The organism is Allofournierella sp. (assembly GCF_048388525.1).
Lineage (GTDB): Bacteria > Bacillota > Clostridia > Oscillospirales > Ruminococcaceae > BQOK01.
In genome coordinates this window covers 1-22,478 of the sequence record NZ_DBGCTQ010000045.1, presented here as the reverse complement: position 1 = coordinate 22,478, position 22,478 = coordinate 1, and the positions used below count along the sequence as shown (strand labels likewise).

Genomic DNA, 22,478 nt, shown 5'->3' with positions numbered 1-22,478 from the left:
TCTTTTCATCTGATTTGCCGTTTGGCGGGAGGTTCCACATAAAATGTATCCCTGCCCACTTTTCAAAAAGGGCTGCGGGGGCTGCCCCCTGCTGGCTCTGCCCTATCCCGGGCAGCTGCAAAAAAAGCAGGTCCGCATACAAAAGCTGCTGGGCGGCTTTGGCCCCGTGCGCCCCATCTTGGGGATGGCCGATCCCTGGCACTACCGGAACAAAGCCGTTTCCACCTTCGCCGCCGGCCCCGGCCGATCACTGCGCAGCGGCATTTATGCCCAGGGTACCCACAAGGTGGTGCCGGTCGAAGCCTGTCTGCTCCACCATCCCGCCCTGGACGAGGCCATCGCGGCAGTGCGGACCGCCGCTGCGGCCTGCCGCTATGAGCCTTTCAACGAGGACGCCCGCACCGGCCTTCTGCGCCATGTGCTGGTGCGTCACAGCCGGGCGGCCGGCGAGGTTCTGGTCTGCCTTGTGACCGCTGCTCCCGAGCTGCCCGGTTCGCGGGCGTTTGTGGCAAAGCTTCGGCAGCTCTGCCCCCAGGTATCCACCGTAGTGCAGAACATCAACCCTCGCCATTCCAGCGCCGTACTGGGCAGCGCCGAAAAAGTACTGTACGGCAGGGGCTGCATCCAAGACAGCCTGTGCGGCGTGCGCTTTCAGGTGTCGGCATCCAGCTTTTATCAGGTAAACCCCGTTCAAACAGAGCTGCTTTACAACCAGGTGATCGCGGCCGCCGCCCTGACCGGGGCCGAAACCCTGCTGGACGCTTACTGCGGCGTGGGCACCATCGGCCTTTCCTGCGCGGGCAGGGCCCGCCATGTGCTTGGCGTGGAAGTGAACCGCAGCGCGGTGCAGTGCGCCGTACAGAACGCCCGCCTCAACGGGATCCGCAACGCCCGCTTTATATGCGCCGATGCGGGCAAAGCCATGCTGGATTTAGCGGCGTCCGGCCAGCGGCCGGACGTGGTGATCCTGGACCCGCCCCGGGCGGGCAGCACGCCGGAATTTCTCACCGCGCTGGACGCCCTGGCCCCCCGCCGCGCGGTCTATGTTTCCTGTGAGCCCGCCACCCAGCGCCGCGATCTGGAATTCCTGATCCAGCGCGGCTGGCATGTCGAACACATCCAGCCGGTGGATCTGTTCCCGCACACCGAACATGTGGAAAGCATCGTACAAATAACAAGGATGTGAATTTCATGAACCCTCATTATTGTAAAAAATGCGGAACACAAATGCAAAGAACTGCAAAGTGCGAATTCCGGTGTAAAAATTGCGATACCATTCTCTTTGACTTTAGCTTGCAGTACGAAGATACCGATAAAAAGAAACAGCATCGTTCAGATTTTGAGCTTGCAGACTTTTGCCGCGGCGGAGACTTAACAGAAGACCCACAGTAAATATTCACACTCTTCTCTAAAAAGCCCGGAAGCAAAAATTCATCTCAAAGATAGGGGAAACAATATGAGCGACCTTGTGCAGCAGCTTGAGTTTGTTCGGGAACTGGAGCGCCTGAAAAATACCACCCGCACCGCCTGGACCAGCAGCGGCCGGCACGAGAGCACGGCCGAGCATTCCTGGCGGCTGGCAATGCTGGCCGCGGTTTTGCTGCCTGGCCGCCCCGGGCTGAACGCCGAACGGGTGCTTTTGCTGTGTCTTATCCACGATCTGGGCGAAGCCTACGACGGCGATATTTCCGCCGCACTCCTGCCTGACCCCCTGCATAAGCGGTGCCTGGAACAAGCTGCGGTGCTGCGGCTTACCCAGCTGCTGCCCCCTGCGCAAAAAACGCTCTTTCTGTCCCTGTGGGAAGAATACGAGGCGTGCACGACCCCCGAGGCGCGCTTTGTAAAAGCGCTGGACAAAGCCGAAACCATTTTGCAGCACAATCAGGGCAGCATGCCGCCGGATTTTGATTATGCGTTTAACCTGAGCTACGGCAGCTCCTATTTTGAAAACGACGCGCTGCTGTGTGAGCTGCGCCGCCTGCTGGACGCCGAAACCTCGGCGCGCCTTGCGGCGCCTGCCGGCAAAAAGGAGCCTTGAGATGGACGAGGGATATACGCTCAAAACGATCGCCCGCATCCACAGCGATTTCCCCACAAAGTTCGGAATCCCCCGCCAGAGCGGCCTCGTGGAACAGCTGCTGTCCACGATCGTGTTCGAGCCGGAGTATCGCGTTCCCGCCGCGCTCCGCGGCCTGGAGGGCTTTTCGCATCTCTGGCTTATCTGGCAATTCTCCGAAGCAGTGCGCGGCAGCTGGCGCCCCACCGTGCGCCCGCCGCGCCTGGGCGGCAATACCCGCATGGGGGTGTTCGCCACCCGTTCGCCTTTCCGGCCCAACGCCCTGGGCCTGTCCTGTGTAAAGCTGGAAGGCATTACACAGGATGCCGCGCTGGGCCCTGTGCTGACCGTGGCAGGCGCCGACCTGATGGATGGCACTCCGATCTTCGATCTCAAACCCTATCTCCCTTATACCGACAGCCGCCCCGGCGCCGCAGGCGGCTTTGCCCAGCCGGCCCGGGCCTACGCCCTCGAGGTGGAGTTCCCGGAGCGCTGGCTTGCGCGGGTGCCGCAGCCCCTGCGCGCGCCCCTCACCGCGGTGCTCGCGCAGGATCCACGCCCCTCCTATCAGGCCGATCCAGACCGGGTCTACGGCTTTTTCTTTGCCGGTCTCGAGGTCAAATTCACGGTGCAGCAAGGGCTTCTTACCGTGTGCGGTGTAGCCCCTGCCGCATCAAATGCTCCCTCCCTGCAAACCCTATTGTAAAACGAGGAAAACTGTTGTATAGTAAAACGACTGACGGCGCCCGCCATCAGTCGTTTTGTATTTTTGGCAAGGGAGGCGGCCATGCGCAACATTTTTATCCAGGGGGCCTGTGAAGGCAATCTGAAACGGATTTCAGTGGAAATTCCCCGGGAAAAGCTGGTGGTGTTCACCGGGCTTTCAGGTTCGGGCAAATCCACCCTTTTGCGGGACGTTCTTTACATGGAATGCCAGCGCCAATACCTGGAGGCCATGAGCTTTCAGGGAATCCCCAAACCCAAGGTGGAGCGGGTCCGGGGCGCCGGGCCCGCGATCCTCATCAGCCAGAGCGGCGCCAACAAAAACCCCCGCTCCACTGTGGGCACCGCCACCAACATTTACACCGGCCTTCGCATGCTGTTCGAAAAGCTGGGGGTGCGCCGCTGCCCAGCCTGCGGGCAAACGATCTGTGCAGCCGACTGTGTGGAAACCACAGAAAAGCAGGGCGGTAAATTTTTGGTGTGGATGGATTGCTGCCGCTGCGGCCACCGGATGCCAAAGCTCACCCGCTCCCATTTTTCTTTTAATACCAAAGAGGGGGCCTGCCCCGCCTGCGCCGGCCTGGGCCGGGTTATAGCAGTGGATCGCAGCGCCGCGGTAAACGAACATCTTTCGCTGGAAGAAGGCGCTGTGACCTGGTGGGAGCGGCGCTATGGCGAATACCAGACCGGCGCATTTTACCGTGCGCTGGAACACTATGGCCTGCCCCTTGCCCCGGGCGCCCCGGTGGAGTGTTTTTCCGCCCTGCAAAAGACTATTTTGTACCAGGGGGTCGGCTCCGCGGCCGTGCAGGCCGCATTCCCCGGCCAAGCGCCTCCCCGCACCGTCGAGCTTGGCCGCTTCGAGGGCGTGGAGCCCCTTCTGTGGAAGCGGATGGAGGCCCGGGCCGGCGATGGCGGCAAGCTGGAACGCTGCTTCACCTCTGTCCCCTGCCCCGCCTGCGGCGGCGACCGGCTGAACGAGACCAGCCGCCAGGTAACCGTGGCTGGAGTGCGCCTTGCACAGGCAAATCTTCTTTCCCTGGACCAGCTGCTCGGCTGGCTCGGTTCGCTGGACCGGCAATTGGCCGGGCCGGCACGCGGGCAGGTCGAGCCCTTTCTATTGGATCTTGAAACCAAGCTCCGGCGCCTTGCCCGGGTTGGCCTGGGCTATTTAACCCCGGACCGCCAGACCATGACCCTCTCCGGGGGCGAGGCCCAGCGCCTGAAACTGGCGGCCACCCTGGATTCGGATCTCACCGGCCTGCTGTATATCCTGGATGAGCCCACCGCGGGCCTGCACCCGCAGGACACCGCCGGCATGGTGGATATTCTGCGCGCCCTGCGCGACAACGGCAACACCGTTCTGGTCATTGAGCACGATCCGGACATCATCCGCGCGGCCGATCATCTGATCGATCTGGGGCCGGGCGCAGGCAAACAGGGCGGGCAGGTCGTGGCCTGCGGCACGCCGGCCCAGCTCATGCGGCAGCCAGCCTCGCTTACCGGCCGCTGGCTGGCAGCACAAAACGATTTCAAAACAGAGCCACGCCCCGGAAACGGGCATTTTGTTGGTGTACGAAACGCCGTGCTCTTTAATCTCGATCACCTTTCGGTGCGCTTTCCCTGCGGCTGTCTGGCAGCTGTAACCGGTGCCTCCGGTTCAGGCAAATCCACCCTGATCTTTGAAGTGCTGGCCAAGGGCGGCAAAATCGTGGAGGGTTTGGAGCAATTCAGCCAGGTGATCTGCCTGGAACAGGCCTCGATCAGCAGGAACAAACGCTCCAACGTGGCCACCTATTCCGGCGCCTATGACCAGCTCCGCGCGCTGTTTGCGGCCAGTCCCGGCGCGAAGGCAGCCGGGCTTCAGGCCAAACACTTTTCCTTCAACCTTCCCGGGTGCCGGTGCGAAACCTGCCAGGGGCTGGGCACAGTCGCAAGCAACCTGCTGTTTTTTCCGGAGGTGCAGGTCCCCTGCCCCGCCTGCGGCGGCAGTCGTTTCCGCCCGGATGTTCTGGCCGTGCGCTGCCAGGGCCTTTCTATCCTGGAGGTGCTGGCCCTGCCGCTGGCGGACGCACTTCCGGTTTTCCGTGCGTCCCCCAAGCTGCGCCGAACTCTGCAGCTTTTGTGCGATGTGGGGCTTGGTTACCTGGAATTGGGGCAGCCCCTCACCACCCTTTCGGGCGGCGAGGCACAGCGGCTCAAGCTGGCCTCGGAACTGATCACCGGCGGGCGCGGGCGCACCCTCTATCTGCTGGACGAACCCACCGCCGGCCTGCACCCGCAGGACGTTGAGCATTTTTTGACCTTGCTGGACCGCATGGTGGACGCAGGCCATACCGTGATCGCGGTGGAGCATAACCAGCAGCTCATCCGCCATTGCGATTGGGTGGTGGACCTGGGCCCTGGCGGCGGAAGCAACGGCGGCGAGTTAATGTTCAGTGGAACGCCTTTACAGCTTTCGCATCAGCCCAACAACGCCACCGCACGCTATCTGCTTTGCCAAACGCCCTAAGCGCGTTGGTGCGCGGCCAGAACAAAATTTTTGTAAATATCCATAAAAAACAGCAAAAAGCCCGATGCACTGGCATACATCGGGCTTTTTGCTTGTTTAAGGAGAATGAGCAGAAAGGGAAATTATGAAAACCTTCCTGTATTTTTATCATAACACTTCCGTCCATATTTTACAAGTGCTTCCAGCTTATACAATAAAAGAAGCAAACTTTTGCCAAGTTTGAGCAAGCCGCTGTAAAGTCAACTCACTTGCCAATAGCAGACAGAATAGGGTTCCAACAGGCTGCCGCCCCCAAAATCGTGGGGCAGGCCGGTCACAAGGTCAATCGCGCAGCCCGCGCCCGCGTCAAAATGCGCCGTAAAGGGTTCCCCTGCAGCGTTCACCGCCACCAGCACCCGCTCCTTTTCCACGGCCCTCTCAAAAATGATCTGTGCGTTTGTCAGCAGCAGGTTGCGGTAATTGCCATAGCACAGCGCTTCACTTTTCTGTCGCGCTGCCGCCAGAGCGGCCACCCAATCGGTAAGTTCATTTTTTTGAGGTATTTCCAGCGCCGGGCGCAGGGCGGCGTCCCCTTCGCTTTTTTTGCCCTGAGCCCCCCACTCGCTGCCGTAATAAACCGCCGGCACCCCGGGCATTCCGAACAACAGGCCATAGGCCGGGCGCAAATGAGCCGGGTTTGTCAACATGCTGGCGATGCGCTCCACATCATGATTGTCCAAAAAGCTCAGCAGATGCTTGCCCCTGTAAAGCGTCCAGGGCTCGGGGCCGAACTGTCTGGCAAGGCTGTGGCCGATCTCAAACATATTTCCGCTGTTAAAACTGGACCACAAGCCCTTATAGCACTCATAGTTCGTCACCGAATGGCAGGCGTCATCGTTCATCCAGCGGTTGTAGTCGCCGTGCAGCGTTTCTCCCAACAGGGCAAATTCCGGTTTCAGCTGTTCGGCAAAACGGCGCAGCCGGGCCAAAAATTCCGGCGGCAGGCTGTACGCCACGTCCAGGCGCAGCCCGTCCACCCCAAATTCCTGTGTCCACCGGTGCACCGCCTCCAGCAGATGCTCCACCACGGCCGGGTTTTGCAGGTTCAGCTTTACCAGCTCGTTGTGGCCCTCCCAACCCTCGTACCAAAAGCCGTCGTGATACTGGGTATCACCGTTAAAATCCAAATGGAACCAGTCCGTATAAGGGCTGTCCCATTTTTTCTGCTGCACATCCCGGAACGCCCAAAAACCCCGGCCCACATGGTTGAAAACCCCGTCCAGCATCACCTTTAGCCCCGCCGCATGCAGCGCATTGCACACCTGTGCAAAATCCTCGTTGGTTCCCAGGCGGCAGTCCAGCGCAAAGAAATCGCGGGTATCGTATCCATGGCGGTCACTTTCGAACACCGGGTTGAACAGCACCGCCGTCATGTTGAGTCCGCGGATATGCTCTGCCCAGTCCAGCACCCGCAGGATGCGGTGCTCCCGGATGCCGTCGTTTTCTGCCGGCGCGCCACACAGCCCCAGCGGATAGATCTGATAAATACAGGCCTCGTTGAACCACATATTTGTTTCTCCTTTTTGGCCCAGAGGCCGGTGTGATGGGGCGCTGCTGCCGCATATTCCCACAGCGCTTTTGTTATTCTACCGCATTTGAACGCATTCCGTCAATCAAATTGAATAGAGCCGCCCGCCCAGCCAAATACTAAGACAGACCGCCCGCGGAAAAGCGGGCAGAAAACAGGAAAGCGAGGAAACGCAATGAACCCGTTCGAACAAAAGGCCGGGCGCCCGGGCAGCGCTTTTATGAGCTGGAAGGCCCTTTACCCCAAGGCATACCAAAAAGACGAAACGGACGCTTATACCAAGGTGCGCATCATTCTGATGACCGGCACCGAATACGAGGCGGTATGGTTCAGCCACCAGTTCCACCGCCATTGCGACAACAACGACCTGCGGCGGGAGCTGGCCGTCTGCCGCAGGGTGGAGCAGCAGCAGCAAAAACAGCTGGCCTGCCTGAAGCCTACCGACGAAACCCAGCTGGAAACCACCATCACCTACGAGCAGCTTGCCGTGGATCTGACCGCGATCCTTGCACAGCGCGACCCGGACCCTTACGTGGTGCAGGCGCTGAACTTTGCCCTGCTGGAGGACTTTGACCACCTGTACCGCTATGCGGATCTTCTGGAGATGGAGCAGGGCGTGCGGGCCGAGCGGCTTGTGGGCAGCTACACCGAGATCATGCCCGGGCGGCCCACCATCGCCCACCACCGTCACCCCATGGACAGTGTGCGCCGCCCCTGCGATTTCAAGACCGCCCATCCCCTGACAAAGCTGGATACCAGCATCATCACCGCAGCTGAACAGCAGACCATGAACTACTATATGAACCTGGGCGCTTTCTACCCCAACGACCTGGGGCGCAAGCTGTATCAGGAGATCGGTATGGTGGAGGAGCAGCACGTGACCCAGTACGGCAGCCTGCTCGACCCCACCTGCACCTGGCTGGAAAACCTGCTGATGCACGAATACAACGAGTGCTACCTTTACTACTCCTGCTACGAGGATGAAACCGACCCCTATGTAAAAGGCGTCTGGGAGCAAAATTTCGAGGCCGAGGTGAGCCACCTGCACAAGGCGGCCGAACTGCTGAAAAAGTACGAACGCAAGGATTGGCAGCAGGTGATCCCGGAGGGCGCTTTCCCGGAATTGCTCAAATTCAGCCCCCAAAAAGAATACGTGCGCAAGGTGCTGAAAAAGACCGTGGAGCTCACCGCCGATTGCGAACAATATACCCCGGTGTACGAGATGCCGCAGAGCGCGCTGTTCTTCAAATACCAAAAAACAGTGAACAAGGGCGGCGCCCAGAACACCCCCAGCCACCGGGTCATTGCAGACTACCAGGCCAAAAACGGTCAGGATTACCGCTTTGAGGAAAAGCCGAACCCGGTGCCCGCCCTGCGCGACCGCAAGACCGACAACACCACCCTGGGCCGCGAATGCTCCCCTGAACAATAAACAGCCCGGTAAAAACAGCGCGCGCTGCCCGGAAAAGCGCGCCGCAAAAAAGGGAACTCCTGTCGAAGGGCAATCCTTCGGCAGGAGCTCTTTTCTTCACTGGCGTTTGCCGGCAGGGATGTATCTTAAATTCAAGTTGGCAGGGCGCTGCCCAAACCGGAAATTGCCGTTTGAAAATTCATCTGTTCACAACACTTTTCCGGAAGATCCCTCTTAGCTCGGCCGCCGCTTGCTTGATATCCGGTTGGGCAATGATTGCCGACACGACGGCCAGTCCGTCTACAGGAACGGCACAAAGCTCCTCAGCGTTTTCTTTTTTGATTCCACCAATCGCAACGATCGGTAAAGAAACGGCCCGCCGGATTTTCTGCAATTCCTCTTTTGTCACAAGTCCCGCATCCGTTTTTGTATCCGTCGGAAACATTGCTCCAATGCCCAAATAGTCCGCTCCGTCATTTTGCGCCTGCACCGCCTCCCGAACCGATGCTGCCGACACCCCTAAAAGCATCCCTTCCCTCATTATTTTTCTGGCGGTCGCCGCGGGAAGGTCGCTTTGCCCAATATGTACGCCCGCCGCATCCACAGCCAATGCAATATCAATCCGGTCATTGATCATCAGGGGGATATGAAACCGGTCCGTGATTTTTTTGATCCCCGTGGCCAGCTGATAAAAATCCAATGACGAAATATCCTTTTCTCTCAATTGGATCATTGTACAGCCCCCCAGAATCGCCTGTTCCACTGCCTCCCCCAGCGTTTCAGTGCTCATAAGCGAACGGTCAGTTACAAGATAAAGCGTATAATCAGTCGTCATTTTACAGCCTCCTGTTCCTCCATGCCCCGCAGCCCATTTTTATAAACATCATAAAAATGATGCGTGGGGCCGCATCCTTTCCCAATTGCAAGGGCGTGTTCAATCCCGGTTGTAACATACTTTTTTGCGTCCCGGGCCGCTTCCTGCAGGCTTTTCCCGTTTGCAAGCTGGGCCGCAACAGCGGAGGAAAAGGTGCAGCCTGTCCCGTGCGTATTTTTTGTTTGGATCCGCGCCGTTTGAAAACGAGTAAATTTTTCCCCGTCGAACAAAATATCCAACGCATCTCCGGCAGCGTGCCCGCCCTTGATGATCACGGCCTTGCACCCCATCGCACAAATTTTTCGTGCGGCTGCTTCCATGTCGGCAGCACGCAAAATCCGCATGCCGGATAGTTTCTCTGCCTCTGGAATATTCGGTGTCAGCACGTCCGCAAGCGGGATAACAGTTTTGATCAGCGCGCCAACCGCTGCAGGCTCCATAAGCGGGCAGCCATTCTTTGCGTACATAACAGGGTCGATCACAACATTCCCCGGCCGATAGTAACGCAGCTTTTCCGCAACGGCTCCCATGCATCGGGGTGTGGCCAGCATTCCCACCTTAACGGCATCCACCTCAATATCCTCAAACACAGCATCGATCTGCTTTTTTATCATATCCGGCGTAATGTCCTGCATGTCAATCACACGGCTGGTATTCTCTGCAACCACGGCAACGATCACGCTCATGCCAAAAACACCATGGGCAGAAAACGTCTTTAGATCAGCCTGAATTCCTGCACCGCCGCTGCAGTCAGACCCTGCAATACTCAATACTTTTTTCACAGCTTATCCTCCATACGCCATTTTCCAAAAATCAAGTTCCAGGTAACTGGCCTTTTCAAAAATGCGGTTTACACGGTCCTGCTCCTTTCGGGTCAAAACGGAACATTTTTTATCCGCGAACCCACACCATTGTTCACAGCTTTCGGCATACCCATCTTCCGCATAGTCCTCAATAAAATCAATGTAGTTTGAATCGGGCGTTCCCGGTTCGGCGGCGATTTTTCTGAAAATATAGCTGTAGCTCAACATACACGGCAAAACAGCCATCAGTATTTCGCAGGCATTCCCCCGCGCCGCGATCCCCAGCATAAAATCAATGTAGTTTTGATTTTCCGCCAGCGGCGAAATCAGCTCAATGTCCTCGTCTGTCATTCCAAATCGGGTCAGATATTTCAGCCTCACAGCCGACTCCCTGTCGGTCACGAAGCCAAGGGCCGAATAATAGAGCTGGATCTCCCTTAAAGCGGTGGAATGATAGATCGCCTTTCCATAAACACGGGCATAGTGCTTTAGATAAATGCTGTCTTGTATGATATACAGCTTGAATTTTTCCATGGGCAGCGTTCCGGCGCGCAGTTCCCGCACAAAGGGGGTCGCAGCGCACTCGTTCCAAACAGGCGTGTTCTTTTTCAGGACCTTCTCCATAAACGTCATTTTTTCTACCTCCGTGTTTTAATTGTAAAAACAGCTGCAACGCAGTGGAAGCTGTTTTTTTGGCCTTGCGTTTCGGTTGCCCCGCCGGGGCGAGAAACGCGGCCGATTGAAATAAGTTTTTTATTGCGAAGCAATAAAAAATAGAGCCTCCAAAAATTGGAAGCTCTTTCAAACGCAAAACCGGCGTAAGAAATTGCTTCCCTACGCCGGTATTAGCCGACAGGTCCAGAGGTCAGGTCTTAACCTTTTTCAACTTGTTCAGTTCCCTCGCAAACGTATCATTTATATCAAATTAGAACATAAAATTCCCTCTATAAAGCATCCTGCAAACGCATCAATGCATTGTGTTTACCACCTCCCTGCATCAATTTTGGCCAATGCGGGGCCGGTTTCGGCGTTTTTGCCCAGGCGCAGCCCCTTCACTGTATCTTAGATGGTTTTATCCCTTGCTTTTTTTCTGCGTGGCCTCCTGCGGCGGGCCTTCTGCCGGCAGCTGCTCACCGGCGGCATTGATATTTTTTGCCTTCAGCCGGGCCGCCAGAAAATCGCTGGTCAGCGAATACAGCACCGCAAACGTAGGCACGCCCACCACCATGCCCACAAACCCGAACAGGCCGCCGCCCACGATGATTGCCACCAGCACCCAGATCGCGGAAAGGCCGGTGGAATCGCCCAGAATTTTGGGCCCCAGGATGTTGCCGTCGAACTGCTGCAGCACAATCACAAAAATGCCGAATTCCAGCGCCTGGATGGGGTTCACCATGAGCAGGATCATAATGCAGGGAACAGCGCCGATGAACGGGCCAAAAAACGGGATGATGTTGGTCACCCCCACCACCACGCTGATCAGGAGGGCAAACTGGATTCCAAACAGGCTGGTACAAACAAAACAGATCACCCCGATGATCGCGCTGTCGATGATCTTTCCGTTGATAAAGCCGGTAAAAATGTGGTTTGCGTGGCTGCACACGCCCAGTACGCGCTGTGCGCGGGGCAGGGGCAAAAACGCATACACCACCTTGCGCAGCTGTGCCAGCAGTTTATCCTTGCCCACCAGCATATAGATCGAGGCAATCAGTGCCGTGAGCGCCGAGATCACGCCGCTGCCCACCGCCACGCTGTAATTCAGCAGCTGCGGCAGCACGCTCTTCAGCAGGTTGGCCGCCTGCTGCACCAGATCCTTGTACGACAGCATCATGGTGTCCAACAGCTCTTCGTCCAGCTTAAACTGCTTCGAGAGGTCCTGCACAAACGCGTTCAGCCCATTCAGATAACCGCCCGCATTGTCCACCAGCGCCATCACGCTTTGAACCAGCTGGGGGATCACAAAGCTCAGCAGCACCGCCACCAGCACAATGGCCAGCACATACGTCAGCACGATCGCAAGGCTGCGGCGTATGCGCAGCTTTTTTTCAAAAAAGCGGACCGGCCCATCCAAAAGATAGGCCATCACAAAGCCGCCGATGAACGGTGACACGATCCTGGCAAAGCCGCCCAGGGTCCCCCGCACCAGATCCAGATGCGACAGCCCCAGATAGAACAAAATGCCAAGCAGCACCACCGCCAGGTTGGAGAAAAAATTTTGGTTTGGCCGCCATTTGTTGTTTTGATTCATGGGCGCAAAGCTCCTTTTTGGTCATTCACAGAATATGTGCGAGCTTGGGCTTGAGTTTTATCACATACAGCTGCAGGATATTTGCCAGGGCTGCGTCGTAGATCCAAAAGCACAAATTCCCCAGCAGAATCAGCAGCGCCAGCATGGGCTTTGCGGTGGATGCGAACTCCTGCACGATATATTGCAGCGGAAAGAGGTACAGCAGTGCCCCATACATGGCGAACACCGCGCCGTTGAACACTGCGGCCTTGACCACAAAGCGCACCGGCCGGTGCTTTGCCCGTTCGATGTATGCCTTCAGCAGCGGGTAATATCCCAGCAGGAATACAAAAATCGCCGCCATTTCCTTGTCCGGCACAAACAGCAGGCTCAGCGCCGCCACCGCACCGTAACAGACCCAGGCCAATTTCATACCGCACTCCACCGCCACCGGCATCAGCAAAATGCCCCCAATGGCAGGCGCGCAAAAAGTGGCGAAGGGAATGATGCTGCCGCTGAGCATCATCACGATCGACAAACCGCACATGACCCCGCACAAAGCGATCCGCCCGCTCTGCCGTTTCCGCATTTTCTCAGCACCCGTTCCCGCCGCAGCCGCAGCACATGTCCATGCACATCATGGCCGTGCACATATCGCAGCAGCTGCAGCCCACCGCATTGGCCTGCGCGCCGTTTCCGTAAGCCCCATAAGGGTTGCCGGGCATCTGGCCGCCCGCGCTGCTCTGCAAATTGTGCAGCGCAGCCGCATACTCCCGGTTGGAGGGCGCCAGCCGGCACGCCTCCTGGAAATAGCGCAGGGCCTCGGTGAGCCAGCCCTTATAATAGTAAGCGCTTCCCATCAAAAAATTCCACTCTGCGTTCGCCGGGCCGTTCGGAATGGCCTGCAGCTGTGCCAGGGCTTCGTCCACCTTTCCCTGCTGGATCAGGGCGCGTATTTCGGGCAGGCTGCCCTGCGCCCCCTGGGGTCCGCTCTGCCCGGGCTGCGCCTGCTGCACCGGCTCTCCGCTGGCCGGCGCGCCGCCCCGCAGCTCGCTCATCACAGCGTCGAACGCCTGGTTCAGTTCGTCCATCTTTTGTTCAGCATCCTGCCGCAGCGGGCCCGCCTCGTAATTTTCCGGGTTGTATTTCTGTGCCAGGGCACGGTAGGCGGCTTTCACCTCGTCTTCCCCGGCGCCGCGGGCAATGCCCAGTACTTTGTATGCGTCCATTTCTGTTCCTTTCCGCGCCCGCCCTCAGGCGATCGCCGCGTGTTTGGTATGCTGGGGCGGCTGCCCGGCCCGCACAATGCTGGCGGGAAGCCCCAAAAAAATGATGTTGTCCAAAATCGGCCGGTTCAGCCGGAGATCCAGCAGGTTGTAACAGCGGGCAGCCTCGCCCGCCGCCATGCGGCACAGCACTTTTGTGCGCTCTGCCGCCTGCGCCTGCTCAAGGCCCGCCAGCCGGAACACGTTGTAACGGCCCTTTTCCGCATCCTTCCCATAATCCTCGGCCGCATCCAGCCAGTAAAGGATCTTGCCCAAAAACAATCCCAGCCGCTGCAAAATGTGCACCTGGGCCTCGTTTTCGGCACACAGCGCAAAGATTGCTCCCGTCATGCGGCCTGTGGGGTCCGCCGCCTCGTCCGGGTTTTGGCTTTGCCTCGCTTCCAGTTTCTGCTGGCGGGCAGTTTCTGCGGCAAGGCATTCGTCCAGATCAGGAAACGCCGCAGCCGCCTTTTTGCGTGCCCCACGCAGTGCCAGGCGCGCAGCGCGCGCGGCAAGGCGCTTTCCCAGGGTTTCATCGGCCACGTCGTCAGCCAGCTTATACCAGCTCAGCAGCACCAGCGCCGCCGCCGCCAACCGCAGCCCCCGGGTTTCCTGCAGCATACAGCGCCTGCGCAGCGGGCTTGCGATACACCTCTCCGCGCAGGGGCGCCCCTCCTCTCCGGAAAGGCCGTCGGCCAAAAGCGCCACCGTGACCAGGTCATAGTTCAGCAGCATGCGGCTTGCAAAGCCGTAATCCCGTTTCAACTGCTTGCACAGGCCGCAATACACCGCCCTATAGCTCTCAAACTCCCTGACCTTCATCTCGGGCTTTGCGGGGGTAACGTAACCGAACAAGCCGCAAAACCCCTTCCCCTCATCAAAATAAGGCCAATGGCACAAGCCATTGACCTTACTATGATACACCATTTTATAAGGTTTTACAATTGGAGCGCCCCACGCTCCTGCCAAATTTCCCAAAAAGTTTACAAAGCCGCAAGGTTTCGTTCCTTTGCTCGGCATCGCTTTCAGATTTGTTTGTCCAGCTCGTCGATTTTGCAAAAGCGGTACCCCTGTTCGGTAAACCAGTCGATGATCTGCGGCAGCGCCTCGGCCGTCGTCTTGGTGGCTTTCGTGTCATGCATCAAAACAACACAGATGTCATGCCCCTTCGCCTCGCGGATCACATTGTTATAGATGGTGTCGGCACTGGGGTGCCCACCCACCGCATCCTCTGCACACACGTTCCAGTCTACATAATGATACCCTTTTTCCTCCGCTTCGGCCTTGAGCGATTTCATGATCCCGCTGCCGCCGTATCTGTGGCTCACGGTGTTTGTGCTGCCCCCCGGAAAGCGCAGCCAGTGAATGCTCTCCACATCCACATAAGGGCTGATCTTCTCCCGCAGCTGCTTGATATCGGCCCAATAGGCGGCGGGGCTGCTGTAGATCTTTTTGTATTCGTGGCTGCAGCTGTGCAGTGCAATCTGGTGCCCCTCTTCCACCGCCCGCTGAATGGTGGGCATATTTTCTTCATTGTTCGGGGCCGCAATCACAAAAAAAGTGGCCGGCACTCCCTTTTCTTTCAGCACGTCCAATATCTTTTCAGTGGTCTTGCTGGGGCCGTCATCAAAGGTAAGAAAAACGCGTTTTTCCTGCTGTACCTCGCTGCCGGAATTCGCCGTCGCTACGACCCCGGCCACCGGCACGCGGGTCAGGTCCTTCTGGGCGCATCCAACGGTGGCCGGGCGCACCGCCCACACCATGGCCCCGGCCGCGGCGGCGCAGCAAACAAGCCACCCTGCGGCCCAAAACGCTTTTTTGCCCTTGAGCGAAAATTTCATCTGTTCCATCCCCTGTTTTCTTGTGTTGATTTGGCGCGGCAAACCACGTATACTTAATGGTAACCGGCAGCCTTGGCCCCGCGGGGCTTTTCCCTATATTCCTATGCCGGCCCGGGGGGACTTATCCCCTTTTATGATCAAGGAGAAAGCGATGGAACTTGCAACCCTTATTCTTGCTGCTCTTGCATGCCTTTTTGGCCTGCTGGCCCTCTTAAGGCGCCCCAAAAATCAGCTTTCGGGCGAAGATCTGGAAAAGGTGCGCCAGGACCTGCTGGCCGAGATCCGCCAGACCCGCCAGGAGCTGGGCGGCAGCGTGGCGGCAGGCCTCGGGGCCAACACGGTGCAGACCGAGCAAAAGCTGGAGAGCATCCGCACCACTATGGAAGTGCGCCTTTCCGCCATGCAGGCGGGCACCGACCGGCGGCTGGCCGAGGTGCGCCAAACAGTGGACGAAAAGCTGCAAAAGACCTTGGAGGACAAGCTGCAAAAAAGCTTTGGCCTGGTGAGCCAGCAGCTGGAAATGGTGTACAAGGGCCTGGGCGAGATGCGCACCCTGGCCGCAGGCGTGGGGGACCTGAAAAAGGTGCTCAGCAACGTGAAGACCCGCGGCATCCTGGGCGAGGTGCAGCTCGGGGCCATTTTGGAGCAGATCCTCGCCCCCGAGCAGTACGCCGAAAACGTGGCCACCGTGCCGGGCAGCGCCGACCGGGTGGAATACGCGCTGCGGCTGCCCGGTGACGAGGCGGGCGAGGTGTTGCTGCCCATCGACGCCAAGTTCCCGGTCGACGCCTATTCCGCCCTGCTGGACGCCTACGACCAAAGTGACAAGGCCGGCGTTGAGCTGGCCGCCAAAGAGCTGGAAAAGCGGGTCCGCGGCTTCGGTAAGGACATTCACGACAAGTACCTGGCGCCCCCTTACACCACCGATTTCGGGGTGATGTTCCTGCCCGTGGAGGGGCTGTACGCCGAGGTGGTGCGCCGGGGCGTTGCCGAGCGCCTGCAGCGGGAATTCAAGATCGTGGTGGCCGGGCCCACCACCATGGCCGCCCTGCTCAACAGTTTGCAGATGGGCTTTAAAACACTGGCCATCCAAAAGCGTTCGGGCGAGGTTTGGAAGGTGCTGGGCAGCGTAAAATCCGAGTTCGACACCTTCGGCCAGGCCCTTGCGCAGGCCCAGGCGCGGCTGAACCAGGCCAGCAGCGAGCTGGAGAATCTGGTGGGCGTGCGCACAAGGCAGATCCAGCGCCGGCTGCGCCAGGTCACCGAGCTGCCCAGCGCCGATGCCCCGGCGCAAATTCTGCCGGTCGAACCGCCCTCCCCCTCTTGACTTGGGGCGCCGTTTCTGCTAAAATACCACTTGTGGCCGTAAGGGCCGCCAGATACGCGAGGGTGGCGGAACCGGCAGACGCGCACGTTTGAGGTGCGTGTGGTATATACCATGGGGGTTCAAGTCCCCTCCCTCGCACCAATTCAATAAGGCCCTGGGTATTGAACAGTTTTTGAACCTTCAATATTCAGGGCCTTGTTTTATGTCCAAAAGTCCGGCGCGGTCAGATCTTCCGGCCGCATTGCACAATACAAATACAGGTTTGCCGGCAGGGGCAAAAGCGGAGATTTACGGGAGAGGCGAGATCCGTTTGACCGTAAGCACAGCATTTGTGAGCGGGGCCAAGTCAAATGCCGCAGCTCCCGCAGCCAAAAACGCCAAATCCACTTGACCGCCCAGGAATTCGATCACGCTTCCCTGCAGGATCGTGTTTTCGGTGGTGGAAAGTATGCTGTATTGCAGCGTAGAATCTATAAAATTTCCGTCTTGCCGTACTCCCGCGGAAATCGCCTGGTCCGGCAGTTCCGCTGCGGCGATACGGATCATATAATTGATCTCATATTCGCCCGGGATATAAATTTGCAGCTCATTTTGATTTGCCCCAATATTGAAAGCGGGCATATAACCGTTGAACCGCACCTGTTCGTTTTGATCAGTAAAAGAAAATTCAAACGCTTGGCTCATGTTGGAATAGAGCCCGCCGAATGCAGTATCCATTGCCTTGCCATCGATCTCAACAGTTGCGGGGTCACCGTGCAAAAAAATATTCAGGTTGGGGGACAGAAAGTTCAGATCCTCCCCGAACCGGATCGGGATCGGGCCGCCGTTGCCATTTATATAAAACAGAACCTCGCCCGGGTCGAAGGTACCTGCCGGCCCGGGCTCTCCCTGCGGCCCCGGTTCTCCCTGCGGCCCAGGCTCCCCTTGCGGCCCGGGTTCGCCCTGCGGGCCGGGCTCTCCCTGCGGGCCCGGCTCCCCTTGCGGCCCCGGTTCCCCCTGCGGCCCAGGCTCCCCCTGCGGGCCCGGTTCCCCTTGTGGGCCGGGTTCCCCCTGCGGGCCGGGTTCCCCCTGCGGCCCAGGCTCTCCCTGCGGGCCCGGTTCGCCCTGCGGCCCAGGCTCCCCCTGCGGGCCCCGGCAGCAGCAATATTTGTGGGGTCTTTCATTCTTGCAGCCATTGTCGCTATGATATGTATTCATATTTCCCTTCCTTTCTGTATGGAATCACAAAACGATATGCGCACCCGGATACCTCAAAAACAGTATCCAATATAAGTTTATGCCGAAAGCCGATAATTGGTTTCGTCCCTCCCTGGTCCTGCGTACCAACCAGCGGCGACTTGAATGCCGGCAAAGCGGCGCTTATTCTTTTCTTCGCCTATTTGTGATTCAGTCTATTGCCGTTTTTTACTTTATTTGATATACTAAAATAAATATGCATATGAGCGGCCCTTTGTGAAATTGCAGCCATTCATGTGCCATCACAAAAAGAGAGGCGTAGCCATGAAGCCCCCCAAAAGCACCCAAAATATGATCGACCCCGTTCGGCGGGGCCAGCGGATCAGCACCGCGGGCACAACCCTTCTGATCCTGCTTATGCTGGCCTATCTCATTATGACCCTCGTCAGTTCCGCCCGCCTGGCGGCCCAGACCGAGATCATCTCCAGCCATCCCTTCGAGGTGGTGATCTCCACCGGCGATGTAAAAAGCCATATTTCGGAGATGAGCCTGCGCACCGAACGGCTGCAGCGCCACCGCAGCGCCGAGGATCTCCGGCTGGCCCGCATCGAGCTGGAAAAACTTTACGCTTCGCTGGATCAGTCCCTGGCCGAGGTAAGCGAGCTATACCTGGGCAGCCCGGACGACGTGCAGGCCCTGCGCGAGGTCATCGCGCTTTTGCAGACCGCGCAGGGCGATTACCTCAACTTTGCTGGCCAGCCGGGCGTCACCGACCAGGAGATCGAGGAATACGCCAAACAAGACCTGCAGCCCCTTTATGATCTGGCGGTCAGCCGGGCCGATCAGATCACTTCTGTCGCTCAGGACAAAAAGGTGGGCTATGGCCAAACCGCAGAGACGCTCCGAAAGGCCACCCTGGTGGCCTCGGTCATTCTGATGCTGCTGATGGTCGGCGTTCTGCTGGTCTCACAATACGTGCTTCACCGCCAGCGCAAAGAGCTTATTTTCCGCAGCAAGCTGTTCGACAGCCTTTCCTTGAGCATCGACGACACCTTCATGATCCGCGACGCCCGCACCAACGCCATCAACTACTGCGCCCTCAATATGGAGCGCGTGCTGGGCGCCCCCCTCTCGGATCTGGATGCCCTGCACGAACGCATGAAGCCGGAGGATGTGGACGCCTTCCGCGCCGCCATTTCCGATCCGCGTTCCTCTTCCTCGGTCGAAAAAATGGTCGAGTACCGCAGGCCGGGCGGGGATACGCGCTGGCTTCTGATCCGGGTCTATCGGGTAATGAATCTGGATGTCCCCCAATTGATCACGGTGTTTTCCGACCGCACCGAGGAGGTCACTTCCCGCCAGGCGCTTCAGGACGCCATGCTGAGCGCCGAGCGCGCAAACACGGCCAAAAGCGAGTTTTTATCCCGCATGAGCCACGAGATCCGCACCCCGCTCAACGCCATCATCGGCATGACCACCATCGCGGGCGCTTCGGTCGACGAGCCTGCCGTGGTGGAGGACTGTCTGTCCAAGATCACCTTTTCCTCCAAACATCTGCTCATGCTCATCAATGACGTGCTGGATATGTCCAAGATCGAAAGCAGTAAAATGGTCCTGCAAGACGAACCCTTTGATATTTTCGAACTGGTCAACGGTTTTGTGGCCTCTGTTTATACCCAGGCAAGGGCCAAGAACATCGACTTCAAAGAGGAGATGGACGTCTTTGGCCAAAATACCGTCTTTATCGGCGACTCCCTGCGCCTGAACCAGATCCTTTTGAACCTGAGCTCCAACGCGCTCAAATTCACCCCCGCCGGCGGGCAGATCCGGCTAAAGGTCTCGCGGCTTGCAAGCCGAAGCAGCGTGGATGTGCTTCGCTTCGCTCTCTCCGACACCGGCATCGGCATGACCCAGGAGGCCATCGAGCGCGTCTTCCGGCCCTTCGAGCAGGCCGACGCCTCCATCGCCAAGCGCTATGGCGGCACCGGGCTCGGGATGTCCATCACCAAAAATCTGGTGGTGCTCATGGGCGGCCAGATCCAGATCGAGAGCGAACCCGGCGCGGGGACCACCTGTATCGTGGACCTTCCTTTCAAGCGCTCCGCGAGCAGCAGCGTTCCGGAACCGGATTTTGCCCAGCTGGGCCTGCGCGCCCTGGTGGTCGACGACGAGCAGCAGGTGTGCGAACAGACCTCCATCCTGCTGGAAAAGATCAAGATCCGCGCCCAGTGGCGCCTGTCCGGTGCCGAGGCGGTCACCTTGGCAAAAGAGGCCCGGCGGGACGGCCGGGGCTTTGATCTGTGCCTGATCGACTGGAAGATGCCAGATATGGACGGCGTGGAAGTCACCCGCCGCATCCGCCGCGAGGTGGGCGAGGACCTTCCCATCGTGATGATCTCCGCCTACGATATTTCCGAGGTGGAAAAAGAAGCGCGGGAGGCCGGCGTCAACGGCTTTTTGTCCAAGCCCCTTTACCGCACCTCGGTCTATGCCGCCATCAAAAGCGCGCTGGAGCGCAGCCAGGCGCCCGCCGAAGCCGGCAAGCCGGGCATCACCTCCCTGCACGGCCTGCGGCTGCTCATCGCCGAGGACAACGTGCTCAACCAGGAGATCGCCGCCACCCTTTTAAAAATGCACGGGGCCCATGTGGACTGCGTGGATGACGGGCAGCAGGCCCTGGATACCTTTCTGGCCTCCCGCCCCGGCGAATACGCCGCCATTCTGCTGGATGTACAGATGCCGGTCATGGACGGCCACGAGGCCGCCCGCTGCATCCGCGCTTCTTCCCACCCCGACGCCCGCTCCATTCCCATCATCGCCACCACCGCAAACGCCTTTACCGACGACATTGCCGACGCCCTGGCGGCCGGCATGAACGCCCATGTGAGCAAACCGCTGGACATCGGGCAGCTCTGCCAAACGCTCACGGCCTGCATCCGTTCCCGCACCGGGCAGCCTCCGGCGGAGGCTGCGGTTTGCAGCGAATAGCGGCCCGCGTATCCCTCTTCCCCTTTCGCCCATCGTGCAAAAAGCGGCCCCGCGCAGGCGGGGCCGCTTTTCAGCGTTTTTTCAGTTGTTGCTGCCGTTGTTTTTGAGCACCACGTCGTGGCTGCCGCCCTCCACGATGCTGGTGGACGACACCACGGTCAGGCGCGCCTTTTCCTGTAATTCGGGAATGCTAAGCGCCCCGCAGTTGCACATGGTGCTGCGCACCTTGTAAAGGGTGCTGTTCACACCGTCGGCCAGGGTGCCGGCATAGGGCACATAGCTGTCGACACCCTCTTCAAAGCTCAGCTTGCTGGCACCGCCCAGGTCGTAACGCTGCCAGTTGCGGGCCCGGTTCGAGCCCTCGCCCCAGTATTCCTTCATGGTGGTGCCGTTGATCCGCACCTTATTGGTCGGGCTCTCCTCAAAGCGGGCAAAATACCTGCCCAGCATCACAAAGTCCGCTCCCATGGCAAGGGCCAGGGTCATGTGGTAGTCGTGCACGATGCCGCCGTCCGAACAAATGGGCACATACACGCCCGTCTCGCGGTAGTATTCATCCCGGGCCTTCGCCACCTCGATCACCGCCGTGGCCTGCCCGCGGCCAATGCCCTTGGTTTCGCGGGTGATGCAGATCGAGCCGCCGCCAATGCCGATCTTCACAAAGTCGGCCCCGGCCTCGGCCAAAAAGCGGAACCCTTCGCGGTCCACCACATTGCCCGCTCCCACCTTCACCTTGTCGCCGTAATTTTCGCGGATCCAGCCGATCGTGCGGCTCTGCCACTCGGTAAAGCCCTCGGAGGAATCAATGCACACCACGTCCACCCCGGCGGCCACCAAAGCGGGCACGCGCTCGGCATAATCGCGGGTGTTGATGCCCGCGCCCACCACATAGCTCTTGCCCGCGTCCAGCAGCTCGTTCACGTTTTCCTTGTGGCTGTCGTAGTCCTTGCGAAAAACCATATATTTCAGCTTACCCTCGGCGTCCACCAGGGGCAGCGAGTTGATCTTGTTGGCCCAGATAATGTCGTTTGCCTCTTTCAGGGTGGTGGTGTCCGGCGCAATGACCAGCTTTTCCAGCGGGGTCATAAAACCGGCCACCTGCTCGGTCAGCTCCATGCGGCTGATGCGGTAGTCGCGGCTTGCCACGATGCCCAGCAGCTTTCCGTGGGCGGTGCCGTCCTCGGTCACAGCCACGGTGGAATGGCCGGTCTTCTCTTTCAGCGCCAGCACGTCCGCCAGGGTGGCGGTGGGCTTTAGGTTGGAATCGCTGGTCACAAAGCCTTTTTTGTAGCTCTTGACCCGGCGCACCATTTCCGCCTCGCTCTCCACGCTCTGCGAGCCGTAGATAAACGAAACGCCGCCCTGCTTTGCCAGCGCAATGGCAAGCTCAGCCCCCGAAACAGACTGCATAATGGCGCTCACCATGGGGATGTTCATGGTGATGGGGCATTCCTCCTGCCCTTTGCGATACTTTACCAGGGGGGTTTTCAGGCTCACCGCGTCCGGCACACACGCGGAAGAAGAGTAACCGGGAACAAGCAGATATTCGCCAAAGGTGCGGCTGGGCTGCTCGAAATAATACGCCATAAATACATTCTCCTTTTCGTTTCACTTTCACAGATCGTAAGGTTTTTAAAAGTGTACCACATCCGCGCACAAAAAACAAAATGCGGCTGTACCAAACTTTCCCCCCGCTTTCAGGGGAAAA

18 protein-coding genes, 1 tRNA gene and 1 riboswitch are annotated in these 22,478 nt (G+C 58.7%); of the genes, 8 read left to right on the top strand and 11 right to left on the bottom strand.

Translation table 11 applies throughout. The features are described 5' to 3' along the window. Positions 1–43 precede the first annotated feature (43 nt). The 4 genes from rlmD (at position 44) to ACMLHZ_RS04980 (ending at position 5,291) form a co-directional block, all read left to right on the top strand. Positions 44–1,186 carry a 23S rRNA (uracil(1939)-C(5))-methyltransferase RlmD gene (rlmD, locus tag ACMLHZ_RS04995; RefSeq protein ID WP_418666692.1) on the top strand — a complete coding sequence of 381 codons (1,143 nt, stop codon included), beginning with the start codon at positions 44–46 and terminating at the stop codon, positions 1,184–1,186. A gap of 270 nt (positions 1,187–1,456) precedes the next feature. Continuing rightward, positions 1,457–2,038: an HD domain-containing protein gene (locus tag ACMLHZ_RS04990; protein WP_418666691.1), complete on the top strand. Its 582-nt coding sequence runs from the start codon at positions 1,457–1,459 to the stop codon at positions 2,036–2,038. Between the two features lies 1 nt (position 2,039). After that, entirely contained in the window at positions 2,040–2,762 is a 723-nt protein-coding gene (tsaA, locus tag ACMLHZ_RS04985) for a tRNA (N6-threonylcarbamoyladenosine(37)-N6)-methyltransferase TrmO (RefSeq protein WP_418666690.1), read from the top strand. Between the two features lie 81 nt (positions 2,763–2,843). Then, positions 2,844–5,291: an ATP-binding cassette domain-containing protein gene (locus ACMLHZ_RS04980; RefSeq protein ID WP_418666689.1), complete on the top strand. Its 2,448-nt coding sequence runs from the start codon at positions 2,844–2,846 to the stop codon at positions 5,289–5,291. 239 nt (positions 5,292–5,530) lie between these two features. Here the strand turns inward: ACMLHZ_RS04980 and ACMLHZ_RS04975 are convergent, their stop codons facing one another. Next, a complete protein-coding gene (locus ACMLHZ_RS04975) occupies positions 5,531–6,838 on the bottom strand; it encodes an alpha-amylase family glycosyl hydrolase (protein ID WP_418666688.1) in 1,308 nt (435 codons plus the stop codon). Between the two features lie 195 nt (positions 6,839–7,033). On the opposite strand from ACMLHZ_RS04975, the gene ACMLHZ_RS04970 reads away from it, so the two are divergent. Further along, positions 7,034–8,290: a hypothetical protein gene (locus ACMLHZ_RS04970; protein WP_418666687.1), complete on the top strand. Its 1,257-nt coding sequence runs from the start codon at positions 7,034–7,036 to the stop codon at positions 8,288–8,290. Positions 8,291–8,468: 178 nt separating this feature from the next. Here ACMLHZ_RS04970 and thiE read toward each other — a convergent pair whose 3' ends face one another. From thiE to ACMLHZ_RS04930, 8 genes are all read right to left on the bottom strand, one after another. Continuing rightward, on the bottom strand, positions 8,469–9,104 hold the full coding sequence (gene thiE, locus ACMLHZ_RS04965) for a thiamine phosphate synthase (protein WP_418666686.1): 636 nt from the start codon (positions 9,102–9,104) through the stop codon (positions 8,469–8,471). Further along, positions 9,101–9,925: a bifunctional hydroxymethylpyrimidine kinase/phosphomethylpyrimidine kinase gene (thiD, locus tag ACMLHZ_RS04960; protein ID WP_418666685.1), complete on the bottom strand. Its 825-nt coding sequence runs from the start codon at positions 9,923–9,925 to the stop codon at positions 9,101–9,103. The genes thiE and thiD overlap by 4 nt, the downstream gene beginning before the upstream one ends. A 3-nt stretch (positions 9,926–9,928) precedes the next feature. Next, positions 9,929–10,579 (bottom strand): transcriptional regulator, encoded by a 651-nt coding sequence (locus ACMLHZ_RS04955; protein ID WP_418666684.1) that lies wholly within the window; start codon positions 10,577–10,579, stop codon positions 9,929–9,931. Between the two features lie 180 nt (positions 10,580–10,759). Further along, positions 10,760–10,858, bottom strand: a riboswitch (TPP riboswitch). 160 nt (positions 10,859–11,018) lie between these two features. Continuing rightward, positions 11,019–12,194 carry an AI-2E family transporter gene (locus ACMLHZ_RS04950; protein WP_418666683.1) on the bottom strand — a complete coding sequence of 392 codons (1,176 nt, stop codon included), beginning with the start codon at positions 12,192–12,194 and terminating at the stop codon, positions 11,019–11,021. A gap of 25 nt (positions 12,195–12,219) precedes the next feature. Beyond that, entirely contained in the window at positions 12,220–12,762 is a 543-nt protein-coding gene (locus ACMLHZ_RS04945; RefSeq protein WP_177565987.1) for a hypothetical protein, read from the bottom strand. 4 nt (positions 12,763–12,766) lie between these two features. Next, positions 12,767–13,402, bottom strand: coding sequence for a DnaJ domain-containing protein (locus ACMLHZ_RS04940; protein WP_418666682.1), 636 nt, complete (start codon positions 13,400–13,402; stop codon positions 12,767–12,769). A gap of 24 nt (positions 13,403–13,426) precedes the next feature. Then, positions 13,427–14,293, bottom strand: coding sequence for a DUF5685 family protein (locus tag ACMLHZ_RS04935; RefSeq protein WP_418666681.1), 867 nt, complete (start codon positions 14,291–14,293; stop codon positions 13,427–13,429). Between the two features lie 170 nt (positions 14,294–14,463). Next, positions 14,464–15,279, bottom strand: coding sequence for a polysaccharide deacetylase family protein (locus ACMLHZ_RS04930; RefSeq protein WP_418666680.1), 816 nt, complete (start codon positions 15,277–15,279; stop codon positions 14,464–14,466). A 151-nt stretch (positions 15,280–15,430) separates the two neighbouring features. Between ACMLHZ_RS04930 and ACMLHZ_RS04925 the strand changes: the two genes are divergently transcribed. Continuing rightward, complete coding sequence (locus tag ACMLHZ_RS04925; RefSeq protein WP_418666679.1) at positions 15,431–16,606, top strand: DNA recombination protein RmuC; 1,176 nt, start codon at positions 15,431–15,433, stop codon at positions 16,604–16,606. Between the two features lie 56 nt (positions 16,607–16,662). Beyond that, positions 16,663–16,747 (top strand) — tRNA-Leu (locus ACMLHZ_RS04920). A gap of 147 nt (positions 16,748–16,894) precedes the next feature. Here ACMLHZ_RS04920 and ACMLHZ_RS04915 read toward each other — a convergent pair. Further along, entirely contained in the window at positions 16,895–17,323 is a 429-nt protein-coding gene (locus ACMLHZ_RS04915; protein WP_418666678.1) for a hypothetical protein, read from the bottom strand. A gap of 783 nt (positions 17,324–18,106) precedes the next feature. Here ACMLHZ_RS04915 and ACMLHZ_RS04910 point away from each other — a divergent pair. After that, positions 18,107–20,770 (top strand): response regulator, encoded by a 2,664-nt coding sequence (locus ACMLHZ_RS04910; protein ID WP_418666677.1) that lies wholly within the window; start codon positions 18,107–18,109, stop codon positions 20,768–20,770. 81 nt (positions 20,771–20,851) lie between these two features. Here ACMLHZ_RS04910 and ACMLHZ_RS04905 read toward each other — a convergent pair whose 3' ends face one another. Beyond that, entirely contained in the window at positions 20,852–22,357 is a 1,506-nt protein-coding gene (locus ACMLHZ_RS04905) for an IMP dehydrogenase (RefSeq protein ID WP_418666676.1), read from the bottom strand. Positions 22,358–22,478 lie beyond the last annotated feature (121 nt).

Coding starts and splice junctions, on each gene's coding strand:
- rlmD (WP_418666692.1), top strand. CDS start 44: ATGTATCCCTGCCCACTTTTCAAAAAGGGCTGCGGGGGCTGCCCCCTG.
- ACMLHZ_RS04990 (WP_418666691.1), top strand. CDS start 1,457: ATGAGCGACCTTGTGCAGCAGCTTGAGTTTGTTCGGGAACTGGAGCGC.
- tsaA (WP_418666690.1), top strand. CDS start 2,040: ATGGACGAGGGATATACGCTCAAAACGATCGCCCGCATCCACAGCGAT.
- ACMLHZ_RS04980 (WP_418666689.1), top strand. CDS start 2,844: ATGCGCAACATTTTTATCCAGGGGGCCTGTGAAGGCAATCTGAAACGG.
- ACMLHZ_RS04975 (WP_418666688.1), bottom strand. CDS start 6,838: ATGTGGTTCAACGAGGCCTGTATTTATCAGATCTATCCGCTGGGGCTG.
- ACMLHZ_RS04970 (WP_418666687.1), top strand. CDS start 7,034: ATGAACCCGTTCGAACAAAAGGCCGGGCGCCCGGGCAGCGCTTTTATG.
- thiE (WP_418666686.1), bottom strand. CDS start 9,104: ATGACGACTGATTATACGCTTTATCTTGTAACTGACCGTTCGCTTATG.
- ACMLHZ_RS04955 (WP_418666684.1), bottom strand. CDS start 10,579: ATGACGTTTATGGAGAAGGTCCTGAAAAAGAACACGCCTGTTTGGAAC.
- ACMLHZ_RS04950 (WP_418666683.1), bottom strand. CDS start 12,194: ATGAATCAAAACAACAAATGGCGGCCAAACCAAAATTTTTTCTCCAAC.
- ACMLHZ_RS04945 (WP_177565987.1), bottom strand. CDS start 12,762: ATGCGGAAACGGCAGAGCGGGCGGATCGCTTTGTGCGGGGTCATGTGC.
- ACMLHZ_RS04940 (WP_418666682.1), bottom strand. CDS start 13,402: ATGGACGCATACAAAGTACTGGGCATTGCCCGCGGCGCCGGGGAAGAC.
- ACMLHZ_RS04930 (WP_418666680.1), bottom strand. CDS start 15,279: ATGAAATTTTCGCTCAAGGGCAAAAAAGCGTTTTGGGCCGCAGGGTGG.
- ACMLHZ_RS04925 (WP_418666679.1), top strand. CDS start 15,431: ATGGAACTTGCAACCCTTATTCTTGCTGCTCTTGCATGCCTTTTTGGC.
- ACMLHZ_RS04915 (WP_418666678.1), bottom strand. CDS start 17,323: ATGGATACTGCATTCGGCGGGCTCTATTCCAACATGAGCCAAGCGTTT.
- ACMLHZ_RS04910 (WP_418666677.1), top strand. CDS start 18,107: ATGAAGCCCCCCAAAAGCACCCAAAATATGATCGACCCCGTTCGGCGG.
- ACMLHZ_RS04905 (WP_418666676.1), bottom strand. CDS start 22,357: ATGGCGTATTATTTCGAGCAGCCCAGCCGCACCTTTGGCGAATATCTG.